The following is a 20,166-nucleotide window of genomic DNA, read 5'->3' on the forward strand; positions in this document are numbered from 1 at the left end:
GCTTGTTTCTTAAAATCTTCATTATATCGTTGGCGTTGCTCTCCCATGGGCGGACACCCTCCTATTCGTTAAGTCTATTATTGGGGTCACTTAACGATGTGTCCACTTCTAATTCTAGCCCCAGTATCCCCTGACACCTGGAAAATGCCCCCTTTCAGAGAAATAGCGCCCTGTAGTTCCTCTAACACGCCATCCTAGCGCATAAAAAAAGGACGACACCGGAGAAATCCCCCCTGCATCGTCCTCTAACCTTAATCCATGTAACCGGCTAATCCATGTTTCATTAAATACGCCATTTCCGCTTCCAAAATGGTATCCACCGCGAGCTCCGTCAATTTCACGTCCGGCCTGCTTAGAATATGATCGATCAAATCGTCGCTGTCGATGTCCACTTCCCCTTTGGCACCTTGTTCAGCCTTCAGAATATACGCTTTCTCATATTTCAGTACGAGCTGGATTTGTTTGGCATCTGCTTTTGATTTTTCTACGATAAATTGAATAAGCTCTTGTTCATTTATTTCCTTACTCATGACGGTTCATCTCCTAATGTCCTATTCGTGTTTATGACTATTGTAGCATAATTGTCAGCTTTTATTTTTTCTGTCAGCCTACACGTCTTGCCAGGCCCATGTTAACATAGAATGAGATGGAAAAACATACCTAAAATACGCACAACAAAGGGGGCTATTATGGATTTAGAATTACGAGTAGCCGCATTGGAAAAAAGAGTAAAAGACCTTGAGCTGCTGCTGGACCATGCACTTCACCGACCAAATGCATCAGGATCTGAACGCACAGAGGTATCAGCTCCGGCAAGCGAGCATTCCCAGCCAGCTCCGCGCCCGCCCCTCCAGCAGCAAACCGTTCCCGCCAAAGAGCCCGCTCCCCCAACAGATTGGGAGCACTTGATCGCCCGCGTCTGGTTGCCGCGCATTTTTATCATCGTCTTCCTGCTTGGCGTGCTCTGGGGATTTACAGCAGCCGTAAGTGCCGGCTTCATTACAGAACCTGTCCGCTGCATACTCGGAGTTGTCGCAGCAGGTCTCATGTTTTGGCAAGGGGAAGCGCAAATACGCCGCAAACGCACAGCACTGGGGCAAGTGCTGATAGGCGGAGCGAGCGGGGTTCTGATCTTGTCCCTGTTCGCTGCCCACATGCTGTTCGAGCTGATCCAGTCCTGGCTTGCTTTTGTTCTTTACATTGTTTCTATTGCAGCTAGTGTGTTCATAGCGATTCGCCATCGTTCACAAGCTCTCATGATTATTACTTTGCTTGCGGGTTATCTTGTTCCGTTCATGGTCGATTCTGCGCACCCGAATATGTGGGTTTTCGCTGGCTACGAAGGTCTCTTTTCCATGGCTATGATGTTGTTATCGCTGCGCTACGCCTTCCGAGGCGCTTATTTCACCGCATTTGGCGTACTTCATCTGCCTTTGCTCATATCGACCTTGCTCAGCCATGCGGCGAGTGACAAACCTGCTGTGCTAACCGTTATCATCTTGCAGCACCTGCTCCTTTTCAGCATTACACTTCTGCGCTCTCAAGATAGCCGAATTGGACAGCGCATCACGTTGTTCTTAAGCTTTGGCCTCGTTGCGGCCTGGACATACGGTTTCTACGGCACTGCTCACAGCGATAGGCACGTCTATGAATGGATGCTGGCTCTGTGGTCGCTTTTGTACATCGGTACATCCTCTTGGCTTTACTTGCAAAAGCGCGCCTTCTCCGTCCATGTATCCATCGCAACGTTCAGCATCTTCTTATGGCTGATTTTCGTCCTGCATGCCGATCAAGCCGGATCAGCGCTTTTAGTCGAAGGCGGCATCGCTCTTTGCCTGGGTGTACGCTTCCAAAGCAGGCTGCAGCAAATCAGCGGAGCTCTTACCTATTTCATCGGTATGCTGTTCGTTCTCACCCATCCGATCCATGATATAGGATCACATGAAACTTTTGCTTGGTTTGTGCTCGTGGCTACCATCGGCGGCCTTTATGCGTTCTATCGCTCTTCTGCTCAAAAAAGCCTTGCGCCGTCGCGCATCTCTCTGCTTTTGCTGTGGATGGCATTCATACTGTTCCTCATCTTCGTCTCACAAGTAACGAACGCCTTAACGAAAGCTCTCAATAGTGATTACCAACATCTCGTTCTCTCCGGCGTTTGGGCGATTTATGCGGTGCTCCTTATTGTCGCGGGACTGTTTGTTCGAAGAGCAAAGGCAAATCTAATCGGCATCCTGTTCTTGTTTGTAACCCTGCTCAAAATTATTTTCATTGATCTTCCTGATGTGTCTACCGCCATTCGTGCGATCCTGTTTATCGGACTTGGGGCCATTGGAGTTGGGATTTCCAGGTTGTTTTATAAGCGTAAATAAACAAGCAATCATTGACTCAATCGAAGGGCCTTCATCGCCACTTATCTTGTGGATATGAGGGTTTTTTTCGCTTTTTCAGGGACAAAATAGAATGTGAACTTTCCTTGAATTCATTGCATTACGTCTAAAAATAGCGTATATTTTACACTTGTGGTTATATAAATTTAATATAATATGTATTTATTTACAAATAAATACATTCATACAGATGAAGAGGTGTATCACATTATGACTTTGAAACAAACAGCCGCAGGCGTGATCCTGCTTACAATGATGGTGACAGGAGCAGCATGCTCCTCACCAAAAAATACAGCGACTAGCCCGTCTCCAAGCGCAAGTGCAGCAGCTTCCCCGCAAGCAACAGCTGAAACGCAGGATACGATCAACATGAAAGGCTATATCGGCGCTAGAATTGCTCAAGAGAAAGTCGGCTTCCTCTTCGGAGAAGCCAAATCCAAAGATGGCAAGCTAATCCTTAACCCTATCGCCGCTGATAGCAAAGAAAAAGCCGTGAAGTTCCTTTCCAGCTACTTCGATGCCGCAATGGCTGATAAATTGGCAGCCCACTATTTGACGGAACAGCAAGCGGACGGAGCGATTGTAACAAACCCGACTTCCTTTTTCCCAACAAACCTGCTAGATACAACCAAAGCAGATGTCACATTTGACACGGCAAATACGGCGGATCAAGTCAAATTCACGACGAAAGACGGCGCCACTTATACAACGAAAAAAGTAAACGACAAATTCGTTATGACCGACGTAGCGAAAAAATAAGCATATCGACTTAAGACAGGCGAATCTGAGATTCGACCTGTCTTTTTCTTCAATAATGGCCGATACCTTCTCCTAAGTTGCACTTTTTGCAACCTAGCGGCATCATGACGGCCGATGCCGCCTTCTACGTTGTACAAAGTGCAATGTAGAAGGCAGAATAGAGTGGTTTTCACGCTATTTTGATTGAATTCATTGTACTTTGTGCAATGAAGATCCGGTTAGTGGGGTTGAAAGCTGTTTTATGTTGTACAAATTACAACATACATAGACATGGAAGCGAGGGCCCATAGCGAGAGGCGGTCATGCTGAGTAATTGGAATTACTTAGCGCGTAGCAATAATTAGGGGTAAGCTCCACTTACCCCTTACCCCAAATCTATAAAAAAAGAGACCCACAGCAACGGGCCGCGGGTCTTAAGATATATATATTTTAAAGGGGGTCGAGTTTTATTATAAGCCCGTTTCATTAAAGCCAGATGAATAACATATTTCTTTTTGATTACAAAATGAAGTTTAAATTGTAAAGGTAACGTCCTTATGGCACTTTTATGGTAAAAGGTACAATAAACACTTCATTCTGACGCTGAAATTGTCCCCAGATTTTATAAACTCCGCTTTTCGGGAAAATAATCGTGAAAGGTGCTGTAGGCCCTGAACCCTGCTGCTCATTCGGGTGGACATGGACATACTCCTTCGCATCGGCGCTGATGGCAACCACATGCCCCAAGCTGCCCAGATAGGGCTGCAAATCAGTGATCGGCTGTTTCGTCCGGGCATCCTTGATCGTGAAGATCATATCCAGTCCCATCCCCGCCATGAGGTGGTCGAAAGCAAGCGTTACTTCCTTGCCGCCCACCTCTTTCGTCAGCGAGGCATCCGGTTGAAGTGCCGCCTGCTTCGGCTCTTTCCCCTTTATTGTGACCCAGTGCGTTTGCACCGTCTCTCCACTTCCCTGCGGAGTAAAATCAGCAATCAGCTGATAATAGCCGCTGGCAGGGAACTTTGTCTTGACGGTGAATTGGCCTTGACCGACATGCTCCGGATGAAGATGATCAAAATAAGACAGATCTTTGCTCACCACGATCAAATGCATCAGCTTCTCATGCATGACGTCAAAACGATCAATCGGTTTATTCCATTTATCTTGAATAAGAATCGTAATCGTCGCCTCTTCACCCGGCATGTAACGATCCATGGCAACCGAGAAATGCGCAATGGCATCATCGCTGTGGGCATGTGTCGGCATGGCCTCCATATTCCCAGACATCTGCATCCCTGACATATCCATGGTCGTGTTTTGATTCCCGCAGGCGGTTAAGAGAACACCCAAGAGAAGGATGACAAGCTGCTTCATTGATTTCTTCCAGTCGTGAGCGGGGTTGTCAGCATGCTTAATCCCATCGAACAGAGGCCGCAAATAAAGATTGTGCCACCCCACAGCTCAGGAGACCAATCTAACGTGTGGAACAAGCGCAAATCCGCAAAATACAGGCCCCAGATAAGAACGGGCAGCAGGAAGAAAACACCGCGATACTGCCACGCTCCAGCTTCTTTTTCTTTGATCGACTTCAAAAGCAAGTCACCGATTATACCGCTTATGAGCAGAATCACGATAGAACCATAGTGTGAGAAGCCATCCAACACAGCCATCAATACCGCTTCAAACACAAAGAAATAGGTCACCGTTCCGAAAGGCAGCTTCCACCTTCTCCGTACGAGCATGATCGGCATAACGAGCAGCATCGTTGTCACCAGGAAATCCACAACCGCTTTAGCCACTGCGTCTTCTTCCCTGGCCATCCACAAATTCTGACGAAACGACCATGCATACATAAGAAAAAAAGCCATCACGGCAAAGGTCAGCGCTATGGAAGTCAAGGCTGGCAGCAGCCGGCGAAAGCTCGGAGAAACGTCCTTCTCCGCATCGCTCAACGCGCGGTACGGGCTGGTCAGAATCATCAGCGCTCCGGTCAATAGAATCAGATGGGTCGGACTTAAGAGAGCCTCAATATTTTTCTCAATGCCAAATATCGTATGCCATAGCATATCGCCGATACCGCCGATGAAAAAGATCAATACACCGGCGACCCCAAGCTTATATCCCGTAGGAATGGACGCTACCCAAGTGCCGTGACGGGATTTCATTTTGTTCTGATAAGTAAGGATAAGAATCCAAATCGCACAGGCCAAATAGCCGGAGTACAGAATAGCATGCCATGGCGTAAAAAAGGTCTCAACCGCCCCATGATTATGGGCAAAGCCATCGATAAACAAGCCGACAATCAGCCACATCCCCATCACCATTGTGACGGCATGTTTGAAAATACCAACAGTACCCGCGGATTGCGCCACTTTCAGTTGTACCGACAAACGAATCAGCTCCCAACATTTGTCATGATTTCCGTTCAATCATAACACAGTTAATCGCCCGATGAGACCCATACAACTCCTTTTTTCTGCAATTCGTATAACCATTCCTTTGGAGCTGGCACATCGCTGACAATGATATCGATCTCTCTTAAATCTGCAATTTTGTAGAATTGCACGAGCCCGAACTTGGAGTGATCGCAGAGCACGATATTTTGCTTGGCATATTTCATCATTTTCTGTGTCAGCTGGCCTTTACTTTCTTCGAAGCCTGTAATCCCTTTGTCCAGCATCATGCCGTCCACAGATAAAAACGCTTTATCCGCATTGAAATTTTCCACCATCTTCTCAGCCAGTAGACCTGTGACTCTGGAGTGCAGGGCATTTACCTTACCGCCAATTAAAAAGATGTCCCCGGTGAACAATCCTTTGTTTTTGTAGTCAATTAACAAGTACAGGGCAGGTATGGAAATTGTTAGAACCGTCAGGTTTTTCTTGTTTAGTAAATAATCGATGATATGCAAGGTCGTAGTGCCGTCATCGATGAAAATGACGTCATTATCCTCCACGAGGGTGGCTGCTGCACGGCCGATTTTCCGTTTCTCATCCGCGTACAGCACCTCCCTTTTCAAGTGTGACGGCTCATCTCGGGACAAATTAATTTTGACCGCGCCGCCATATACCCGTTTGAGCTTATTTTCATCCTCCAACTCTTCCAAATAACGACGTATCGTCTCAGAAGAGACATCCAGTGCCTCGACCAGCTCATTCGTCTTTACTTTGCCATCCAAATTCAACTGATTGAGAATATAATTCTTTCGCTCTTCACCAATCAAAGACATAAGGTTAGACCCTCCAATTTATGCATCACGCTTTGCATGATAGGGCTTTACTTCGACATTTGCCAAGCAGCCGTGCGCTTTTTTACCTTTTTTAAAATAAACTCATAAGACAAACGAACGATAATATTCGTTCCAACGATCAGAGTAGACATCGCCGCAGCGGCAGCTACGTCGCCTGCATCTTCCATATTCACTAAAGCGACAGCCGCAAGATTCATATCAGCAGCCCGGAGGAACACAACCGCGGATACCGTAACCATGGAATTAACGAAAAAGTACATCGCAATTTCAATAATGGCCGGAAGAGACATTGGCACTGTTACCCGCATAAATGTTCGGTAGAAAGGGACACGCATAGACTCCGAAACGAGTTCGAATTCCTTGTCCAGCTTTTTCAGCGCAGTTGTAGCCGTAATGAAGGGAACTGCGTAGAAATGCGTGATGTTCGCAAGCACGATAATCGCCATGGTGCCATAAATCCAATTCAGCGGATTGCTCGAATCATTAAAGAAGAAAATATAGGCAAGGCCGATAACCATCCCCGGAAGCGCAAGGGGTAAAATTGACAAGAAGTAACCGACCTGCCGCAATCCTTTCATCGATCTGGTCTTTTCAATCAAATAAGCAAAAACAAAGGTCATAATCATCCCCACCACCGCTGTGATGAGTGAAACTTGAAGTGAATTCCAAAACGGCTCCAGACCTGACCCAGCAACACTGGAAAAATCATAATGTTTGAAGCTTAAGCTGATATTGTACGGCCACACCTTCACTAAGGAAGCAAAAAAGATCGTGAATAACGGCACCAAAATAGCAATCGAGACGATGATACAAAATGTGCGATAAAATCTGTCCCGAGCTTGTCCTACCGTTACCCGATATGGCGTGGACTTGGAAGAGAGCAGCGAACGTTGTTTGCGTTCTACGAATCGGTCCACAGCAAAAGCAATGATGGCCGGAATCGTGAGCAGAATCCCCACTGTCGCACCCATGGATAAATTTTGCTGCCCGATAACCTGTTTGTAAATATCCGTGGCAAGCACGTTAAACTTTCCGCCGATTGCCTGCGGAGCTCCGAAATCCGTAAAGCTGGCTGTGAAACAGACGAAAATGGCGCTGATGAGGCCGTACTTAACGGAGGGCAAAGTCACCGTAAAAAAGGTCTTCCATTTATTCGCGCCCAGCGATTCCGCGGCCTCATACAGTCGCTGATCGGTCATTGACAAAGCTGTGATAAAAATCAGAAAAGCTTGAGGAAATAAGTAAATCACTTCCGAGATGACGATCCCAACGGGACCATAAATCGGTACCCTTAGACCAGGCAAAAGTCCGAAAAAACCGTGTGTAACCATGCCTTGATTCCCAAACAAATAAGTAAGTGCAATCCCATGCATCATCGTCGGTTGAAAAAGCGGCAATAACGCAACGTAGCGGAAATAACTTTTGCCCCGAATACCCGTACGGCTAATGCCATAGGCATAAACGAATGCGATAACAACGGCAAGTACGGTAGATAGAACTGAAATCCATATCGTGTTTGTTAACGATTGAAGTAAGGAAGGCGTAGAGAAATATTGGACAAAGTTAGCCAATCCAATAAACTCCTCATTCTTATTTAGCAAAGATTTGCTAAATAAGAGGATTAACGGAATTAAAGTGCTAGTTGTTAAAGTGAGCACGAGCACGACAATCAACACATTTTGTAATGTAAAAAAAGCTCCAAGGTGACGGCGGATCGGCGGATTCATGCTGATGATTCCCTTGTTCATTAGGCACCTACCATAGAATCAGCTGGGAATGTGATCATCTTTTCCTGCGGGAATTCAACGAATACCTCGGAATGTTTGGCAAGCCTCAGTTGATGCGCTGCTTGCGAAGACACATCTACGGCAAGCAGTACATTCTGGTAGCTGCTGCCTGCTGCTAACTGAAGCGTCACTCGGTAGAAAGCTCCTCGGAACTCGACATGCTTGACAACCGCCTTCACTCCTTTGCTTGCCCCAGAGGCTGACAGGCGAATATGTTCAGGACGAATGGCAAGACTTGTACGTTGCGCAAGACTTCCTTGCTCCCCGTTTTCCAGGAAATTAATCGATCCGATAAAATCAGCGACAAATGCCGAATTCGGTGCTTCATAGACTTGTTCCGGCGTTCCCATTTGCACAACTTCAGAGTTTTTCATCACCACAATGCGATCTGCCATCGTGAGCGCTTCCTCTTGATCGTGCGTGACCATCACAGTAGTAATGCCGAGCTTGTCCTGCAACTCGCAAATTTGCTCGCGGAGCTTCACCCGAACTTTGGCATCCAACGCGGAAAGCGGTTCATCCAGCAGCAAGAAATCTGGAGACAGTACAATCGCGCGAGCCAATGCCACACGCTGCTGCTGTCCGCCGGACATTTGCGCCGGGTAGCGATCGTGGAGGTGCAGCAGATCCACTAAGTTCAAGACTTCCTTTACCTTCTCGTCAATTTCTTTCTTCTTCAATTTCTTACCCTGCAAGCCATAAGCGACATTCTGATAAGCAGTGAGATTTGGAAAAAGCGCATACGATTGAAACACCATTCCAAAATTTCTTTTCGCTGGCGGCAGTTGGGTAATGTCCTTTCCGTCAACCGTAATCTGTCCCTGTGTCGGTTTTTCTAATCCTGCAATAATGCGAAGCAATGTTGTTTTACCGCAACCGCTTGGGCCTAATAAACAAATGAACTCATTTTTCTGAATATCAATATGAATATTATTCAAAGCGCTGAAAGATCCAAATGTTTTATTTACCCCTTGAATGGACAAGTAAGCTTGTGTCATGATCAAGCAGCCTCCTTAGTCTTATTAGCTCTAGTATAAGTGTGATATGTTATCGCTTTGTAAAAAGGTGATAGAAAAAAGGCTGCTGCAAGCATGGTTCGCAGTCAGCCTTTTTCTAGGTTTGCCGTTTATTATTTTGGTTCGCTTTTCGCGTTGAAGCGCTTGTCCCACTCAGCAAGAACACTGTCACGTTTTTTCGCAGCATCATTCAGATCATTTTTGATAAGCTGTTTGACCGGATCTACGCTGTAACCATCAGGGATTTTGGCAGAATCTGTTTTGACCGCAAGGATGGCGTAGTTTTTGTTGTATTCTTTCATCACATCATCCGTGATCGCCCAATCCAAGAAGTCTTTAGCTACTTGTTTCACGACTTTCTTCTTCATCAAAGCATTAGCTTCAACGTCCCAACCTGAGCCTTCTTTCGGGAATACAACTTCAACCGGAGAACCGGCTTTTTTCTCTTGAATGCCACGGTAACCAAAGGAAATACCAATTGGATATTCGCCAGTACCGGCTAATTTAGCAGGTTTGGAACCGGAGTGAACATACATCGCAATGTTGTTATGCAATTTATTCATATAATCCCATGCAGCGTCATTGCCTTTCAATTGAACCAATCCGGAAACCGTCAGGAAACCTGTCCCTGAAGACGAAGGGTTCGGCATGGTGATCAGCCCTTTATATTCCGGTTTCACCAGATCCTCATAAGATTGAGGAATTGCCAGCTTGCGCTTCTCCATCTCAACTTTGTTCACGATGAACGCTGTTTCCCAAGCATCGATACCAACCCAGTGCGTCACGGCATTTTTGTCTTTAAAATCAGGAAGAATTCGCTCTACGCCTTTTGGCGCGTAAGGCTCCAACATGCTGTTCTGGTCAAGAACGAGCAGGCTTGTTGCCGCTAAACCCCACACAACGTCTGCTTGTGTATTGTCTTTTTCAGCAAGTAATTTAGCTGTCACGATTCCCGTGGAGTCACGGACAATGTTTACTTTTACATCCGGATATTTCGCTTTGAAAGTCGTGAGATAAGTTTTGATTTGATCATCTTCCAAAGCCGTGTAAACCGTTAGATCCTTGCTTTTTGTATCCACTGTTACATCTGCGCTTGCGCTTGCTGCTGGAGCAGCACTTGTCTTCGCTCCGTCTGTACCAACCGCTTTCCCGCCGCAAGCCCCTAACATTAAAGCAACTGTCAACAACGCTACTACACTTCCCAATGATTTCTTCATCTTCTTACTCCCACCTTCATTCGAATTATCGGTTTGACTATCTATCACCTGATAAATATTAGTATAATTTAGAATTGTAAAATCAGTATTAAATGCACGTAAAATATTTGTATTTAAATTTTATTTGTTGTTTTTAAGTTGTTTTCCAAAATAACTGTCTTTCGATACCTTGCAGCAGACGTTCAATGTCGGGCCCATGAATATCACCGATGTTACCGATTCGGAACGTAGCCACGGCTGTTATTTTACCTGGGTAGATAACAAAGCCCTCTTGTTTAATGCGTGCATAGAACTCATCAAAGGAAAACACAGGCGAATCCGGATACAAGAAGGAAGTAATGATCGGCGACTGCAGCTCAATCGGAAGCAAGGGTTGCAGCCCCATCCGCTGCATGCCGGCAACCAACGTTTGTTGGTTACGGGTGAACCTTTCGAATCTGTACGTAACGCCACCTTCTTCCTCTAACTCTTGAAGCGCTTGATCAAATGCCCGAACGGTATGCGTTGGCGAGGTATAACGCCATTTGCCTTTACCTTGCTCCATAGTCTCCCACTGATCGTAAAGATCTAATGATAAGGAACGTGCTAGTCCTTTGCATTTCAGCAGTGACTCTTTACGCGCAATGATAAAACCAAAACCAGGCACGCCTTGAATGCACTTGTTGGCACTGCTGATTAAATAATCGATGTCCAGTTCCGCTATATCAATCGGGATCCCGCCGAAAGAGCTCATCGCATCGAGAATCAGTGTTTTGCCGTATTGCTTGGCAACGCGAGCAACATCAGCGATCGGATTCATCATGCCCGTCGTTGTTTCAACATGAACAACCGCCACGTGCGTGATCGACGAATCCACCTTCAGCACTTCCTCTAGCTGCTTAACATTAACCGGCTTCGTTTCACCCGCATCCAGAACGATCGAGTAGATACCGAGGACTTCCGCGATTTGGGCAATTCGTTTGCCATAAGCTCCGTTAGCCAAAACAAGCAGCTTACCCTCTTTGGGAATCACAGATCCAATGACCGATTCAACACTGAACGTTCCGCTTCCTTGCATCAGTACAGTTGTGTAATCATCCGGTTTGCTCGAAGCCATAGTCACTAAACGGCTGCGAATCGACTGAACGAGTTGATTATAATCTTGGTCCCATGTGCACCAATCGCGCAGCATCGCTGCTTTTACTTTTTTACTCGTCGATAGAGGGCCTGGTGTAAGCAATAAATAAGGATTATCCGGGAATTGATTCATCGTTGTTGTCATGGACGTTCACCTCTTTGAAGTTTTTGATTAATGACCGGAATAAGCTGATCAAGTTCACCAATCGTTTGGATGACATAATGAGCGCCTTCTTCTTGAAACTTAGCCGTAACTGTTTCTACTCGCGCCTTTAGAACTTCAGGCTCACAAGCTTCCACTTCCGCTTCACTCATACCCAGTTCACTGCTTCCTAGTACCACACCAATTGTCCAAGTGCCGGCGTTGACACCTTCCCTTATATCGCTGACCGTATCTCCTACCTTCATTACGTTGTACATGGGATACACGTTCAGAGCTGCTGCGTTCTCGTAGATCATCCAAGGATATGGACGTCCTGCGGGCACATCATTTGGGGTAACCAAGTGGTCCGGAGCATACCCGCGCTTCTTCGCTTCGACCGTGACGATCGCCATCATCTCAGCGGTGTAACCCGTGGTGGAACCGATTCGAATGCCGTTTTGACGTAAACGTTCAACGAGTGCAAGCGCACCAGGGACCGGTTCAGCGTATTCATGGACAAGGGCTAGCATCATCGGTTCAAAGTCGGCATAAAGTGCATCAACGTCCGTTTCCTGCGGCAATTGACCATAGCGCTCCAGCCATAAGCCGGCGACACGTTCCATTTTTAAAATCTCGCTGATATGATCGCGTTTGAGAAGTCCCATCGGCGCTCTCGCTTCTGACAAAGTGATAGCAATCTCTCTTTTTCGGAAGACCTCCATAAATACGTTAAGGGGAGCAAAACATCCATAGTCCACCATCGTCCCTGCCCAATCAAAAACAACTGCTTGTATCATTGAAACCCTCCTGTTTGACTGTTTTGCTTGTTATTTGAGCACCTTTTGTTGGTTTTGGTTGCGTCTATAGGTATATAATAACCCGTATTTGTAATCGCAGCGTTAAACGCGTGTAAAATTTGTGTTTTTAATTTGATTTAATTTGATTTCGTTGTTTCGGTATGATCCTACTCGATATTCGCTCTTCAGTTTTCTGTTGACTTCCTTGTTATTATGTTGGAAATTAAGGGTAGGACACTGGGAGGGATTATAGAAATGAAGCCGATAAAAGCGATTATTTTCGATTTGGATAATACGTTATTGTGGGATGAAAGAAGTATCCAGGAAGCATTTGAGGCGACTTGCGAGGCAGCGGCAGCTTCAGTGAACGTAAACCCGTCCGAATTAGAGCACGAGGTGCGCGCGTTATCCGAACGTTTATTTGAGGAATTGGCCTGTTATGACTATGCTAAAATGATTGAAGTCACACATTTGGAAGCTTTGTGGGGACGATTTGATGCGAAAGAGCATCCAACCTTTCTAGAGCTCAGCCAGTTAGCACCAATGTTTCAAAAAAGCGCGTGGACGCAGGGACTGCTCAAACTGGGCGTTAACGATCCGGAGTTAGGTGCAACGCTAGCGCTGAGGTTTGCTAAGGAACGTCGGGAGCGTCCGTTAGTGTATGAAACCACTTTCGAAGTGTTAGAGGCTTTACGACCGAAGTATCAGCTGCTTTTGTTGACGAATGGCGCGCCGGACCTGCAGCAGGAGAAGGTAGATAGTATTCCGGGTCTGGCGGATTACTTTGATCATATCTTGATTTCCGGTACCTTTGGCCGCGGGAAACCTGATCCTTCTATTTTTGAGCACGCAATGGAGCTGCTTGGTGTCACGGCGGAAGAAGCACTCATGGTCGGTGATAATCTGGATACCGACATCAAAGGAGCTTTAGCGACAGGCATGCGAAATGTTTGGATCAATCATCATCAGCGGACGGCGCCGCTGCACAACTTGCCGAGCCATGAAATCGCTGCTTTAGTGGAACTGCTAGATATCGTGCAGCCATGAAAAAGGACTTTCCCAACAAGGTCTAATGTGACCTTATTGGGAAAGTCCTTCTTATATTGCCTGTCGGCGATTCATACCTCCGGCAGATTCAATTCCTTGCTGCTGCTGAGTCCATCATACAGCGCCTGCTGCCTGAGCACCTTATAAAGTTCAGCTTTGGTCGAGTGATCATATGGCATGACGAATAAAACGCCGATGCCAAGTGCCAGGAACCCTAGGATATACCATCCAAGGAAAGAAAGGTCCAGGACGAACATGTTCCATTTATGCCCATTCGTCATCTGTTTGCTAAGCTCAACCGCCCTCTTCGTGCCAATCCCCGGATTGTCTCCCAAAAGAAAGGGCACCATGCTGTAGGCATAAACCTTGACAAATCCCGGGATAACGAGAAGCAAAAACCAAAGTAAAGTGAGAAAGCTTTTCCAGAGCATCCCCTTCACAATAGCTAGATATCTGCCTTTTTGAAACGAGTAGACCAGGTAATTCATATTCACATCTTCAGAGGCAGCCTGTTTAAAATATTGCATAACGCTCACTTCGAAAGGTGCTGTAACAAAAACATGAAATGCAATGGATACAAGGATAAGGAAAATAAATAACAAGATCGCTCCAACAACGACGGCAACAAATACCGGGCTGTTATAAAAATCGGTCCAACTGTCGTGACTGCCGGTTAAAGGGAATTTGACCGAAGTCCCACCGTTCGAATTGAAAGAACAGCTCGACACCCCTCCGCTTAGCACCGCTAGCAGCAAGCTTACGAGAAAAGCCTTCCAGTAGGACGTTCGCAAGACTTGCTTGGCTCGTCCCTTTAGTTCACTTCGCGTCCAGTCCAAGAAACCACCATCCAATTTCCACATATTTACTAACTATCCTACAACAGAATGTCCAATAATAGAACCCCACCTGCTAACGAAAAAAGGCACCCGCAGGCGCCTCTCTCATCCTCAAAGAATTTTATATTCCGGTTTCACCTTCGTGAAATGCGGGTTTTTCCCTGTGACCATGAGGCCCATGCCCCAGTCAAAATGCGTATTTTCCGTCGGGAAATCGCTCGGATCACGATACTGGAACAGCACGTTCCGTCTTGTTCGGGAACTCCGATTGGATTCCGAGCCATGGATCGTCAAGTAGTTAAAGAACAGCACATCGCCGGCTTCAGCCACACAAGGTATGCCATCTTTGACGGGATACTCTTTATGGTTCAGGTAATGCTGACCCACGTGCGGTATGCTGCCTGAGCGGTGCGAACCCGGAATCACTCGCAGGCAGCCATTCTCCTCATCCGCATAATCCAAATGCACGCTTGCAGCAAGCATCGTATGTTTCTCATGCGGAAAGTAAGGGTGATCCTGGTGCATAGGGAAAGCAGCACCATTTTCCGGCGGCTTCACAAGCATTTTGGAATGATGCAGCTGCACGTTAGGTCCAATGATTTGCTGCAGCACAGCCGCCATGTTGGGATGAATCACAGCGCGCATAAATGCAGCATCGTGATAGTGCACGTCGTGGAAGCCTTTTAGAACCAGCTTCTTCAGCTCATCTGGCGGAAGGAAGTCGCCCCTCCATTGATCATTCCGGTCTGCTTTGGCCTCAGCGGCGCGAATAATAATTTCTTCTACAGCTTGTCTCATTTCCTCTACTTCTTGCTGATTGAATACCCCTTTAACAAGCAAATACCCATTTTCTTTATAAAATTCTACATCCTCACGAGTAATCAATGTTCATTCCTCCATCATTGAAGTTGATTGTAAACCGCTTTCTTATCTATAATTATAAGGAATGAGAGTGAGAACTGTCTTTTTCTGCAAAGGACAGCTTTTTGCAAAATAAGGACATGAAGGATGATGCATGTGTACATGTGCAAAGAAACCAGATCATTGCTGAACGAGGTTGCAACCGTCATTCATGGACCTGCAGCATGCTTTAAAATTCAATATTGGGGCGTAGATCCGTGCCTATTCGATAACCAACCCCATAAGCATTCTTTTTTTGAGGTCTGCTATGTCATTAGCGGAGAAGGCGAGTACACCGAAGAAGGTAATCTCTATCCGCTGCGCGCAGGTACGCACTTTTGCTCCAGACCTGGCATCAAACATCAAATCCGCACCCAAAAAGGCCTCTTTATTCTGTTCGTCGCTTTTGAATTGGATGAAACACAAAGTGAAGATACGATGCGGGATGCCTTTCAGGATCTAGCCGAGCATGCCGAGGTTTGTGTATATGACGGTGACCATCACCCGACGGCCCTCTTGTGGAAGTCACTTTTGCTTCGTGAGGATCATGGCAGCTTGCCTGTTGCCGCAGTTCCAACCTTAGCCTACACACTTCTCGTGTCGTTTCTCAGCTTATTCGGTAAAGAGACAGGCAAACCTATGGTCATCCGTAAAAATACGAATATCCTGCTGCAGCGGGCCAAGCTCTATATCCGCGACAACCTGTCTCAACCACTTCACCTTGGCGATGTCGCCGGCTATCTCAATGTTTCAGAGCGCCATCTTTCGCGCTTGTTTTCAGAAGGAATTCATGAAACGTATACCGATTTCATCCGCAGTGAGCGCATACGCCATGCAGCCCACCTGCTGCTGACAAGTGAGCTGTCGATTAACGAAATTGCGGAGGTTACAGGTTTTTCTTCCGTCCATTATTTTACCCATACGTTCAAACAAGAAAAAAAGCTCCCCCCCGGCAAGTTCCGTAAACAGGAACAAACCAGCAGGTAGCTGCAAATACTATCGTGCGGATCGGCTATAAACCAGCGGGTTAAGGGCGGTTGCCGCCAAATCGCCGGGCTTAGCTCCAGGAAACCATGCTTTCAAATCGCTTTCGCGCGCTTTACTATCCGGCTCCGCAATACGCAGTCCGTCCGCATAGTAGATGACCGTCATCACTTTGCGCATGGCATCCGTCGGGTTCCCAGGCGCGCTGTGCAGCGTCCAGCCGGCGTGAAAAGTCGCATCTCCGGCTTCCATAGCGCCATGGGACATCGTTTCATACCCTTTGCCTTCAATGTAACCGGCTAACGTGCGATGGGATTCATCGGATATCACCATTTTGTTAATATATCCTACGCGATGGGACTCAGAAGCAAACGTCATGGACCCTATTTCTTCCGAAATAGGTACCAGCGGCATCCACATTGTAATCGTTTTATCTGTATCCAGCGGCCAGTAGATTTGGTCTTGATGCCATGGGGTGTGTCCTCCATGAGGTTCTTTGTACAAAGCTTGATCATGATAGATGCGCACGCCTTCTACGCCCATCAATTCCGCTGCGATTTTGGCGAATCTTTTGGCTAATACGAACCTGCGAGCCGCTTCGCTTTTTTCCCACAAGTTAGAGATTTGGATAAAAGCCTTGCCATACGTATCCCGCTGCTCAATCGGTTTGTTATGATAATTCAGTTCCTTCACCAAATCCGTAATAACCGGCTCGTAAGATGTGATTTCCGATGGGCTAGCTACCTGCCGAAGGACAATATGCCCTTTCTGCTGATAGCTTAGTATCTGCTGCTCCGACAAAGTATAGCTGTCTTCCAAAGAGGGCAGCGCTTGGTTATGGCTTGTTTCTTTCATGCTCATCTCGGATCACCTCAATTTGTATAATTATAGCTTTATTATAGGGTTCAAGCTGTTCCAAATCTTTGTCAAACAAGGTTATAATTTTGTCAAAAACAACTGAAGTGGAAAGGATCTTCGATGCTAAGCGATTTTCTGAAACAACATCCCATCGTTCCATTCGTTAGACAAAGCGACTTTGCCGTTCGTAAACCATGGTCTTACCCGGAGCGCAGACTGCTTGATTATTTATTGGTCTACATTCAAGAAGGCACTTGTTGTTTCCATGTTGATCATAAAAAATATACATTTAACGCAGGTCAATTTTGCCTTGTACAGCCCGGCAGCTTGCTGTCTTTGGAAGGGTTAACGAATACCGTAACACCGTATATCCATTTTGATCTCAGTTTTAACCCTGAACGAGAACATAGTTTTCCTACCCGCCCAGGACAAATTGATTTATCGGCTTATCTGCATCTCTTACAACCAACCATTAAAGATTTATACGGGGTGGAAATGCCCGTGCAGGTTGAACCGTCCAAGCCTTTAAAATTGAAAGAAACACTGCTGCAAGTTATCGAGCAAGCCGAGAAGCAGGATCCGCTCATCCAACTTAAGACACAGCATCTAGTTACTGAGATCATCCTCTCTTTATTAGAAACCTATTATCAAGAACCATACACAGCGTCACAATCGTTCAACTGGATTACTTCCTACTTTTCGCATCATCTAAGTGACCCTATCTCCTTGGCGGACATGGCCGCACGAGCTAATCTGTCGATTTCCCGATTCAGCATGGTTTTCAAACAGCGGTATGGCATCTCTCCTCACCAATATTTAATGAACATGCGGGTGAATCATGCCAAAGAATTGCTGACCCATACAGATCTCAGTCAGGAATCCATTGCCAGCTATTGCGGATTTGCGGATCTGCATCATTTCTCCAAAACCTTTAAGAAACGAACCGGTCTCACACCAGGAGAGCTAAAAAAAAGCAAAATCCCCTTCATTCGAGCTTAAACACTCGAAAAAGGGGATTTCTTAATATCTTGGTTATTTCCTGGGAAATCGTTGAAATTAGTCGAAATAAACAGCTTTACCTGTTTTAGCGGATTCGTAGATTGCTTCCAGAATCTCAGAAACGACACAAGCTTGCTCTGGTGTAACGACTGGATCTGTATCGTTTTCAATGGCTTGGATCCATAGACGCATTTCGAGATCCGGCGCGCTTTCCGTTTCTCCATCATAGAAGGCAACGCCTCCGGCTTTCAGCTCAACCTCTGTTGTATACAAGCGGCTGTGCTTTTCGCCGTTAATGCGAAGTCCATTTTTCATGTCCGCGCCGCCTTCTGTACCGCTAAGTGTACATTTGGCTTCATCGACTTCCAATGTATTCAGCGCCCAACTTGATTCGAGAATAATGGTTGCGCCATTTTTCATCGTAATCATACCGAAAGCGGAATCTTCCACGGTAAATTTGGATGGATCCCAAGGTCCCCATGCGTTTGCTGCGTTTTCGCGTTGGGACAATTTATGATACGAAGTACCAAGAACAACCTTCGGCTCATAATTGTTCATCATCCACAGCGTCAAATCGAGAGCATGCGTCCCGATATCGATTAGAGGCCCTCCGCCTTGCTTCTCTTCATCCAGGAAAACGCCCCATGTCGGTACCGCGCGGCGGCGGATTGCATGAGCTTTTGCGAAATAAATATCGCCTAGCTCACCTTCCGAACAAAGTTGGTGCAGGTGTTGGCTATCGCTGCGGAAGCGATTGTTATAACCAACGGTCAATTTCTTGCCTGTGCGTTTCGCTGCTTCCACCATTCGGCGAGCATCCGCTGCTGTTTTGGCCATCGGTTTCTCGGACATCACGTGTTTGCCAGCTTCCAATGCCGCAATCGTAATCTCTGCATGAGAATCATTCGGTGTACAAACATGAACGATATCAATCGTACTGTCTTTCAAAAGCTCACGGTAATCTTCATATACACGTGTTTCGCCTTTTCCATACTTGTCGGCAGCTTCTTGTGCTTTTTCAGGAATGATATCACAGAAAGCAACCATTTCTACGTTCTTCAATTTGTTCAAACTTGGCATATGTTTGCCGTTGGCAATGCCTCCACAGCCGATAATTGCGATTCGATACGTTTTGGACATGATGGTCCTCCTTAGGTTTTCGTCTGAGCTCGTACTATGTATCAGTATATCAAAAACCTGCAAAAATAAAATTTCTGATCTGGCGATAATTATATCCGATTGTGTTATCTAGGCAAAAAAATAAGCCCGGGTAACTGTTTCACCAGCACCCCAGGCTCCTTATTTTTTAATAATCGACGCCACCAGCTTATATCCAACGCCACGAATCGAGTCAATCTGCACGGATTGCTGATTCATCTCCAGCTTTTTGCGCAGTGAACTTACGTGAACATCCACGGTACGCTGTCCGCCGATATAATCAAAGCCCCAAACAATATTCATGAGATCGTCTCTCGTCACGACTACGCCTGGACGCTGTACGAGATACAGCAGTACCTCGAACTCTTTAGGCCTCAAAGGAATTGATTCGCCATTCAGAACGACTTCATATTTCTCTGGATAGATGAAGAGCTCGCCTGCCTGAATGACTTTCTCATTCGTTCCTTGCTTGTCTACCGTGACATCCTCCGACATCGTTCTGCGCAGTACGGCCGATACCCGTGCCAGCAACTCCGCTACACCAAAAGGCTTCGTGATATAATCATCCGCTCCGTGCTTCAAGCCTTGGACAACCTCATCTTCAGCATTGCGGGCCGTTAAGATAATAACTGGCGTGCTATTTCCTTTTTGTCTAAGCTTAGCCAGCACCTCAAACCCATTCAAGCCCGGCAGCATAATGTCCAAAATAATTAAATCATAGGACTGCTGCAACGCTTCTTGCAGACCATCTCCACCATGATCCACAACTTTTGTATGATACCCTTCTTGGGAAAGATTGTACGATAACAATCGAGCCAAGGTAGGCTCGTCTTCAATGACTAATATTTTTTGTGCCATGGGATCCCCCGTATTTACAGTTTATTAACATTGCACATCCATATAATAACACAATTTTGCTAACTGAATGTAAATG

19 protein-coding genes are annotated in these 20,166 nt (G+C 46.2%); 5 read left to right on the forward strand and 14 right to left on the reverse strand.

Annotated features, from left to right (window positions below; all coding sequences use genetic code 11):
- Positions 1 to 251: 251 nt before the first annotated feature.
- Positions 252 to 530, reverse strand: coding sequence for a hypothetical protein (locus RQP52_RS29350; RefSeq protein ID WP_315955126.1), 279 nt, complete (start codon positions 528 to 530; stop codon positions 252 to 254).
- Between the two features lie 159 nt (positions 531 to 689).
- Here RQP52_RS29350 and RQP52_RS29355 point away from each other — a divergent pair, with 159 nt between their 5' ends.
- Both RQP52_RS29355 and RQP52_RS29360 read left to right on the forward strand, forming a co-directional pair.
- Entirely contained in the window at positions 690 to 2,369 is a 1,680-nt protein-coding gene (locus RQP52_RS29355; protein WP_315955127.1) for a DUF2339 domain-containing protein, read from the forward strand.
- A 228-nt stretch (positions 2,370 to 2,597) separates the two neighbouring features.
- Complete coding sequence (locus RQP52_RS29360; RefSeq protein WP_315955128.1) at positions 2,598 to 3,146, forward strand: hypothetical protein; 549 nt, start codon at positions 2,598 to 2,600, stop codon at positions 3,144 to 3,146.
- Positions 3,147 to 3,680: 534 nt separating this feature from the next.
- Here RQP52_RS29360 and RQP52_RS29365 read toward each other — a convergent pair.
- From RQP52_RS29365 to phnX, 8 genes are all read right to left on the reverse strand, one after another.
- On the reverse strand, positions 3,681 to 4,499 hold the full coding sequence (locus RQP52_RS29365) for a hypothetical protein (protein WP_315955129.1): 819 nt from the start codon (positions 4,497 to 4,499) through the stop codon (positions 3,681 to 3,683).
- Positions 4,496 to 5,515, reverse strand: coding sequence for a hypothetical protein (locus RQP52_RS29370; RefSeq protein ID WP_315955130.1), 1,020 nt, complete (start codon positions 5,513 to 5,515; stop codon positions 4,496 to 4,498). Before RQP52_RS29370 ends, RQP52_RS29365 begins: the two co-directional genes overlap by 4 nt.
- Positions 5,516 to 5,565: 50 nt before the next feature.
- Positions 5,566 to 6,354 (reverse strand): DeoR/GlpR family DNA-binding transcription regulator, encoded by a 789-nt coding sequence (locus RQP52_RS29375; protein ID WP_315955131.1) that lies wholly within the window; start codon positions 6,352 to 6,354, stop codon positions 5,566 to 5,568.
- A 47-nt stretch (positions 6,355 to 6,401) separates the two neighbouring features.
- A complete protein-coding gene (locus RQP52_RS29380; protein ID WP_315955132.1) occupies positions 6,402 to 8,123 on the reverse strand; it encodes a putative 2-aminoethylphosphonate ABC transporter permease subunit in 1,722 nt (573 codons plus the stop codon).
- The gene (locus RQP52_RS29385) at positions 8,123 to 9,160 is read right to left on the reverse strand and encodes a putative 2-aminoethylphosphonate ABC transporter ATP-binding protein (RefSeq protein ID WP_315955133.1); all 1,038 of its coding nucleotides are present in this window, start codon (positions 9,158 to 9,160) and stop codon (positions 8,123 to 8,125) included. Before RQP52_RS29385 ends, RQP52_RS29380 begins: the two co-directional genes overlap by 1 nt.
- Positions 9,161 to 9,291: 131 nt before the next feature.
- Positions 9,292 to 10,395: a putative 2-aminoethylphosphonate ABC transporter substrate-binding protein gene (locus tag RQP52_RS29390; RefSeq protein ID WP_315955134.1), complete on the reverse strand. Its 1,104-nt coding sequence runs from the start codon at positions 10,393 to 10,395 to the stop codon at positions 9,292 to 9,294.
- A 133-nt stretch (positions 10,396 to 10,528) separates the two neighbouring features.
- On the reverse strand, positions 10,529 to 11,656 hold the full coding sequence (phnW, locus tag RQP52_RS29395) for a 2-aminoethylphosphonate--pyruvate transaminase (RefSeq protein WP_379173821.1): 1,128 nt from the start codon (positions 11,654 to 11,656) through the stop codon (positions 10,529 to 10,531).
- Complete coding sequence (gene phnX, locus RQP52_RS29400; protein ID WP_315955135.1) at positions 11,653 to 12,450, reverse strand: phosphonoacetaldehyde hydrolase; 798 nt, start codon at positions 12,448 to 12,450, stop codon at positions 11,653 to 11,655. Before phnX ends, phnW begins: the two co-directional genes overlap by 4 nt.
- Positions 12,451 to 12,705: 255 nt before the next feature.
- Here phnX and RQP52_RS29405 point away from each other — a divergent pair, with 255 nt between their 5' ends.
- Entirely contained in the window at positions 12,706 to 13,497 is a 792-nt protein-coding gene (locus RQP52_RS29405) for an HAD family hydrolase (RefSeq protein WP_315955136.1), read from the forward strand.
- 71 nt (positions 13,498 to 13,568) lie between these two features.
- Here RQP52_RS29405 and RQP52_RS29410 read toward each other — a convergent pair whose 3' ends face one another.
- Together RQP52_RS29410 and RQP52_RS29415 are read right to left on the reverse strand one after the other, a co-directional pair.
- A complete protein-coding gene (locus RQP52_RS29410; RefSeq protein WP_315955137.1) occupies positions 13,569 to 14,357 on the reverse strand; it encodes a DUF975 family protein in 789 nt (262 codons plus the stop codon).
- Positions 14,358 to 14,444: 87 nt separating this feature from the next.
- The gene (locus RQP52_RS29415; RefSeq protein WP_315955138.1) at positions 14,445 to 15,218 is read right to left on the reverse strand and encodes a phytanoyl-CoA dioxygenase family protein; all 774 of its coding nucleotides are present in this window, start codon (positions 15,216 to 15,218) and stop codon (positions 14,445 to 14,447) included.
- Positions 15,219 to 15,377: 159 nt separating this feature from the next.
- On the opposite strand from RQP52_RS29415, the gene RQP52_RS29420 reads away from it, so the two are divergent.
- Positions 15,378 to 16,220 carry an AraC family transcriptional regulator gene (locus RQP52_RS29420; RefSeq protein ID WP_315955139.1) on the forward strand — a complete coding sequence of 281 codons (843 nt, stop codon included), beginning with the start codon at positions 15,378 to 15,380 and terminating at the stop codon, positions 16,218 to 16,220.
- A gap of 9 nt (positions 16,221 to 16,229) precedes the next feature.
- On the opposite strand, the gene RQP52_RS29425 is transcribed toward RQP52_RS29420, so the two are convergent.
- Positions 16,230 to 17,078 carry a phytanoyl-CoA dioxygenase family protein gene (locus RQP52_RS29425; protein WP_315955140.1) on the reverse strand — a complete coding sequence of 283 codons (849 nt, stop codon included), beginning with the start codon at positions 17,076 to 17,078 and terminating at the stop codon, positions 16,230 to 16,232.
- Positions 17,079 to 17,195: 117 nt separating this feature from the next.
- Here RQP52_RS29425 and RQP52_RS29430 point away from each other — a divergent pair, with 117 nt between their 5' ends.
- Positions 17,196 to 18,074, forward strand: coding sequence for an AraC family transcriptional regulator (locus tag RQP52_RS29430; RefSeq protein ID WP_315955141.1), 879 nt, complete (start codon positions 17,196 to 17,198; stop codon positions 18,072 to 18,074).
- Positions 18,075 to 18,131: 57 nt separating this feature from the next.
- Here RQP52_RS29430 and RQP52_RS29435 read toward each other — a convergent pair whose 3' ends face one another.
- Positions 18,132 to 19,214: a Gfo/Idh/MocA family protein gene (locus RQP52_RS29435; RefSeq protein WP_315955143.1), complete on the reverse strand. Its 1,083-nt coding sequence runs from the start codon at positions 19,212 to 19,214 to the stop codon at positions 18,132 to 18,134.
- Between the two features lie 159 nt (positions 19,215 to 19,373).
- Positions 19,374 to 20,090: a response regulator transcription factor gene (locus RQP52_RS29440; protein WP_127457431.1), complete on the reverse strand. Its 717-nt coding sequence runs from the start codon at positions 20,088 to 20,090 to the stop codon at positions 19,374 to 19,376.
- Positions 20,091 to 20,166: the final 76 nt, after the last annotated feature.

This window comes from Paenibacillus violae (genome assembly GCF_032461945.1).
Taxonomy (GTDB): Bacteria; Bacillota; Bacilli; order Paenibacillales; family NBRC-103111; genus Paenibacillus_E; species Paenibacillus_E violae.

Bases quoted from the DNA above. Each gene is read 5' to 3' on its own strand.
- RQP52_RS29350 (WP_315955126.1), bottom strand. From the start codon at position 530: ATGAGTAAGGAAATAAATGAACAAGAGCTTATTCAATTTATCGTAGAA.
- RQP52_RS29355 (WP_315955127.1), top strand. From the start codon at position 690: ATGGATTTAGAATTACGAGTAGCCGCATTGGAAAAAAGAGTAAAAGAC.
- RQP52_RS29360 (WP_315955128.1), top strand. From the start codon at position 2,598: ATGACTTTGAAACAAACAGCCGCAGGCGTGATCCTGCTTACAATGATG.
- RQP52_RS29365 (WP_315955129.1), bottom strand. From the start codon at position 4,499: ATGAAGCAGCTTGTCATCCTTCTCTTGGGTGTTCTCTTAACCGCCTGC.
- RQP52_RS29375 (WP_315955131.1), bottom strand. From the start codon at position 6,354: ATGTCTTTGATTGGTGAAGAGCGAAAGAATTATATTCTCAATCAGTTG.
- RQP52_RS29380 (WP_315955132.1), bottom strand. From the start codon at position 8,123: ATGAACAAGGGAATCATCAGCATGAATCCGCCGATCCGCCGTCACCTT.
- RQP52_RS29385 (WP_315955133.1), bottom strand. From the start codon at position 9,160: ATGACACAAGCTTACTTGTCCATTCAAGGGGTAAATAAAACATTTGGA.
- RQP52_RS29390 (WP_315955134.1), bottom strand. From the start codon at position 10,395: ATGAAGAAATCATTGGGAAGTGTAGTAGCGTTGTTGACAGTTGCTTTA.
- phnW (WP_379173821.1), bottom strand. From the start codon at position 11,656: ATGACAACAACGATGAATCAATTCCCGGATAATCCTTATTTATTGCTT.
- phnX (WP_315955135.1), bottom strand. From the start codon at position 12,450: ATGATACAAGCAGTTGTTTTTGATTGGGCAGGGACGATGGTGGACTAT.
- RQP52_RS29405 (WP_315955136.1), top strand. From the start codon at position 12,706: ATGAAGCCGATAAAAGCGATTATTTTCGATTTGGATAATACGTTATTG.
- RQP52_RS29410 (WP_315955137.1), bottom strand. From the start codon at position 14,357: ATGTGGAAATTGGATGGTGGTTTCTTGGACTGGACGCGAAGTGAACTA.
- RQP52_RS29425 (WP_315955140.1), bottom strand. From the start codon at position 17,078: ATGAGCATGAAAGAAACAAGCCATAACCAAGCGCTGCCCTCTTTGGAA.
- RQP52_RS29430 (WP_315955141.1), top strand. From the start codon at position 17,196: ATGCTAAGCGATTTTCTGAAACAACATCCCATCGTTCCATTCGTTAGA.
- RQP52_RS29435 (WP_315955143.1), bottom strand. From the start codon at position 19,214: ATGTCCAAAACGTATCGAATCGCAATTATCGGCTGTGGAGGCATTGCC.
- RQP52_RS29440 (WP_127457431.1), bottom strand. From the start codon at position 20,090: ATGGCACAAAAAATATTAGTCATTGAAGACGAGCCTACCTTGGCTCGA.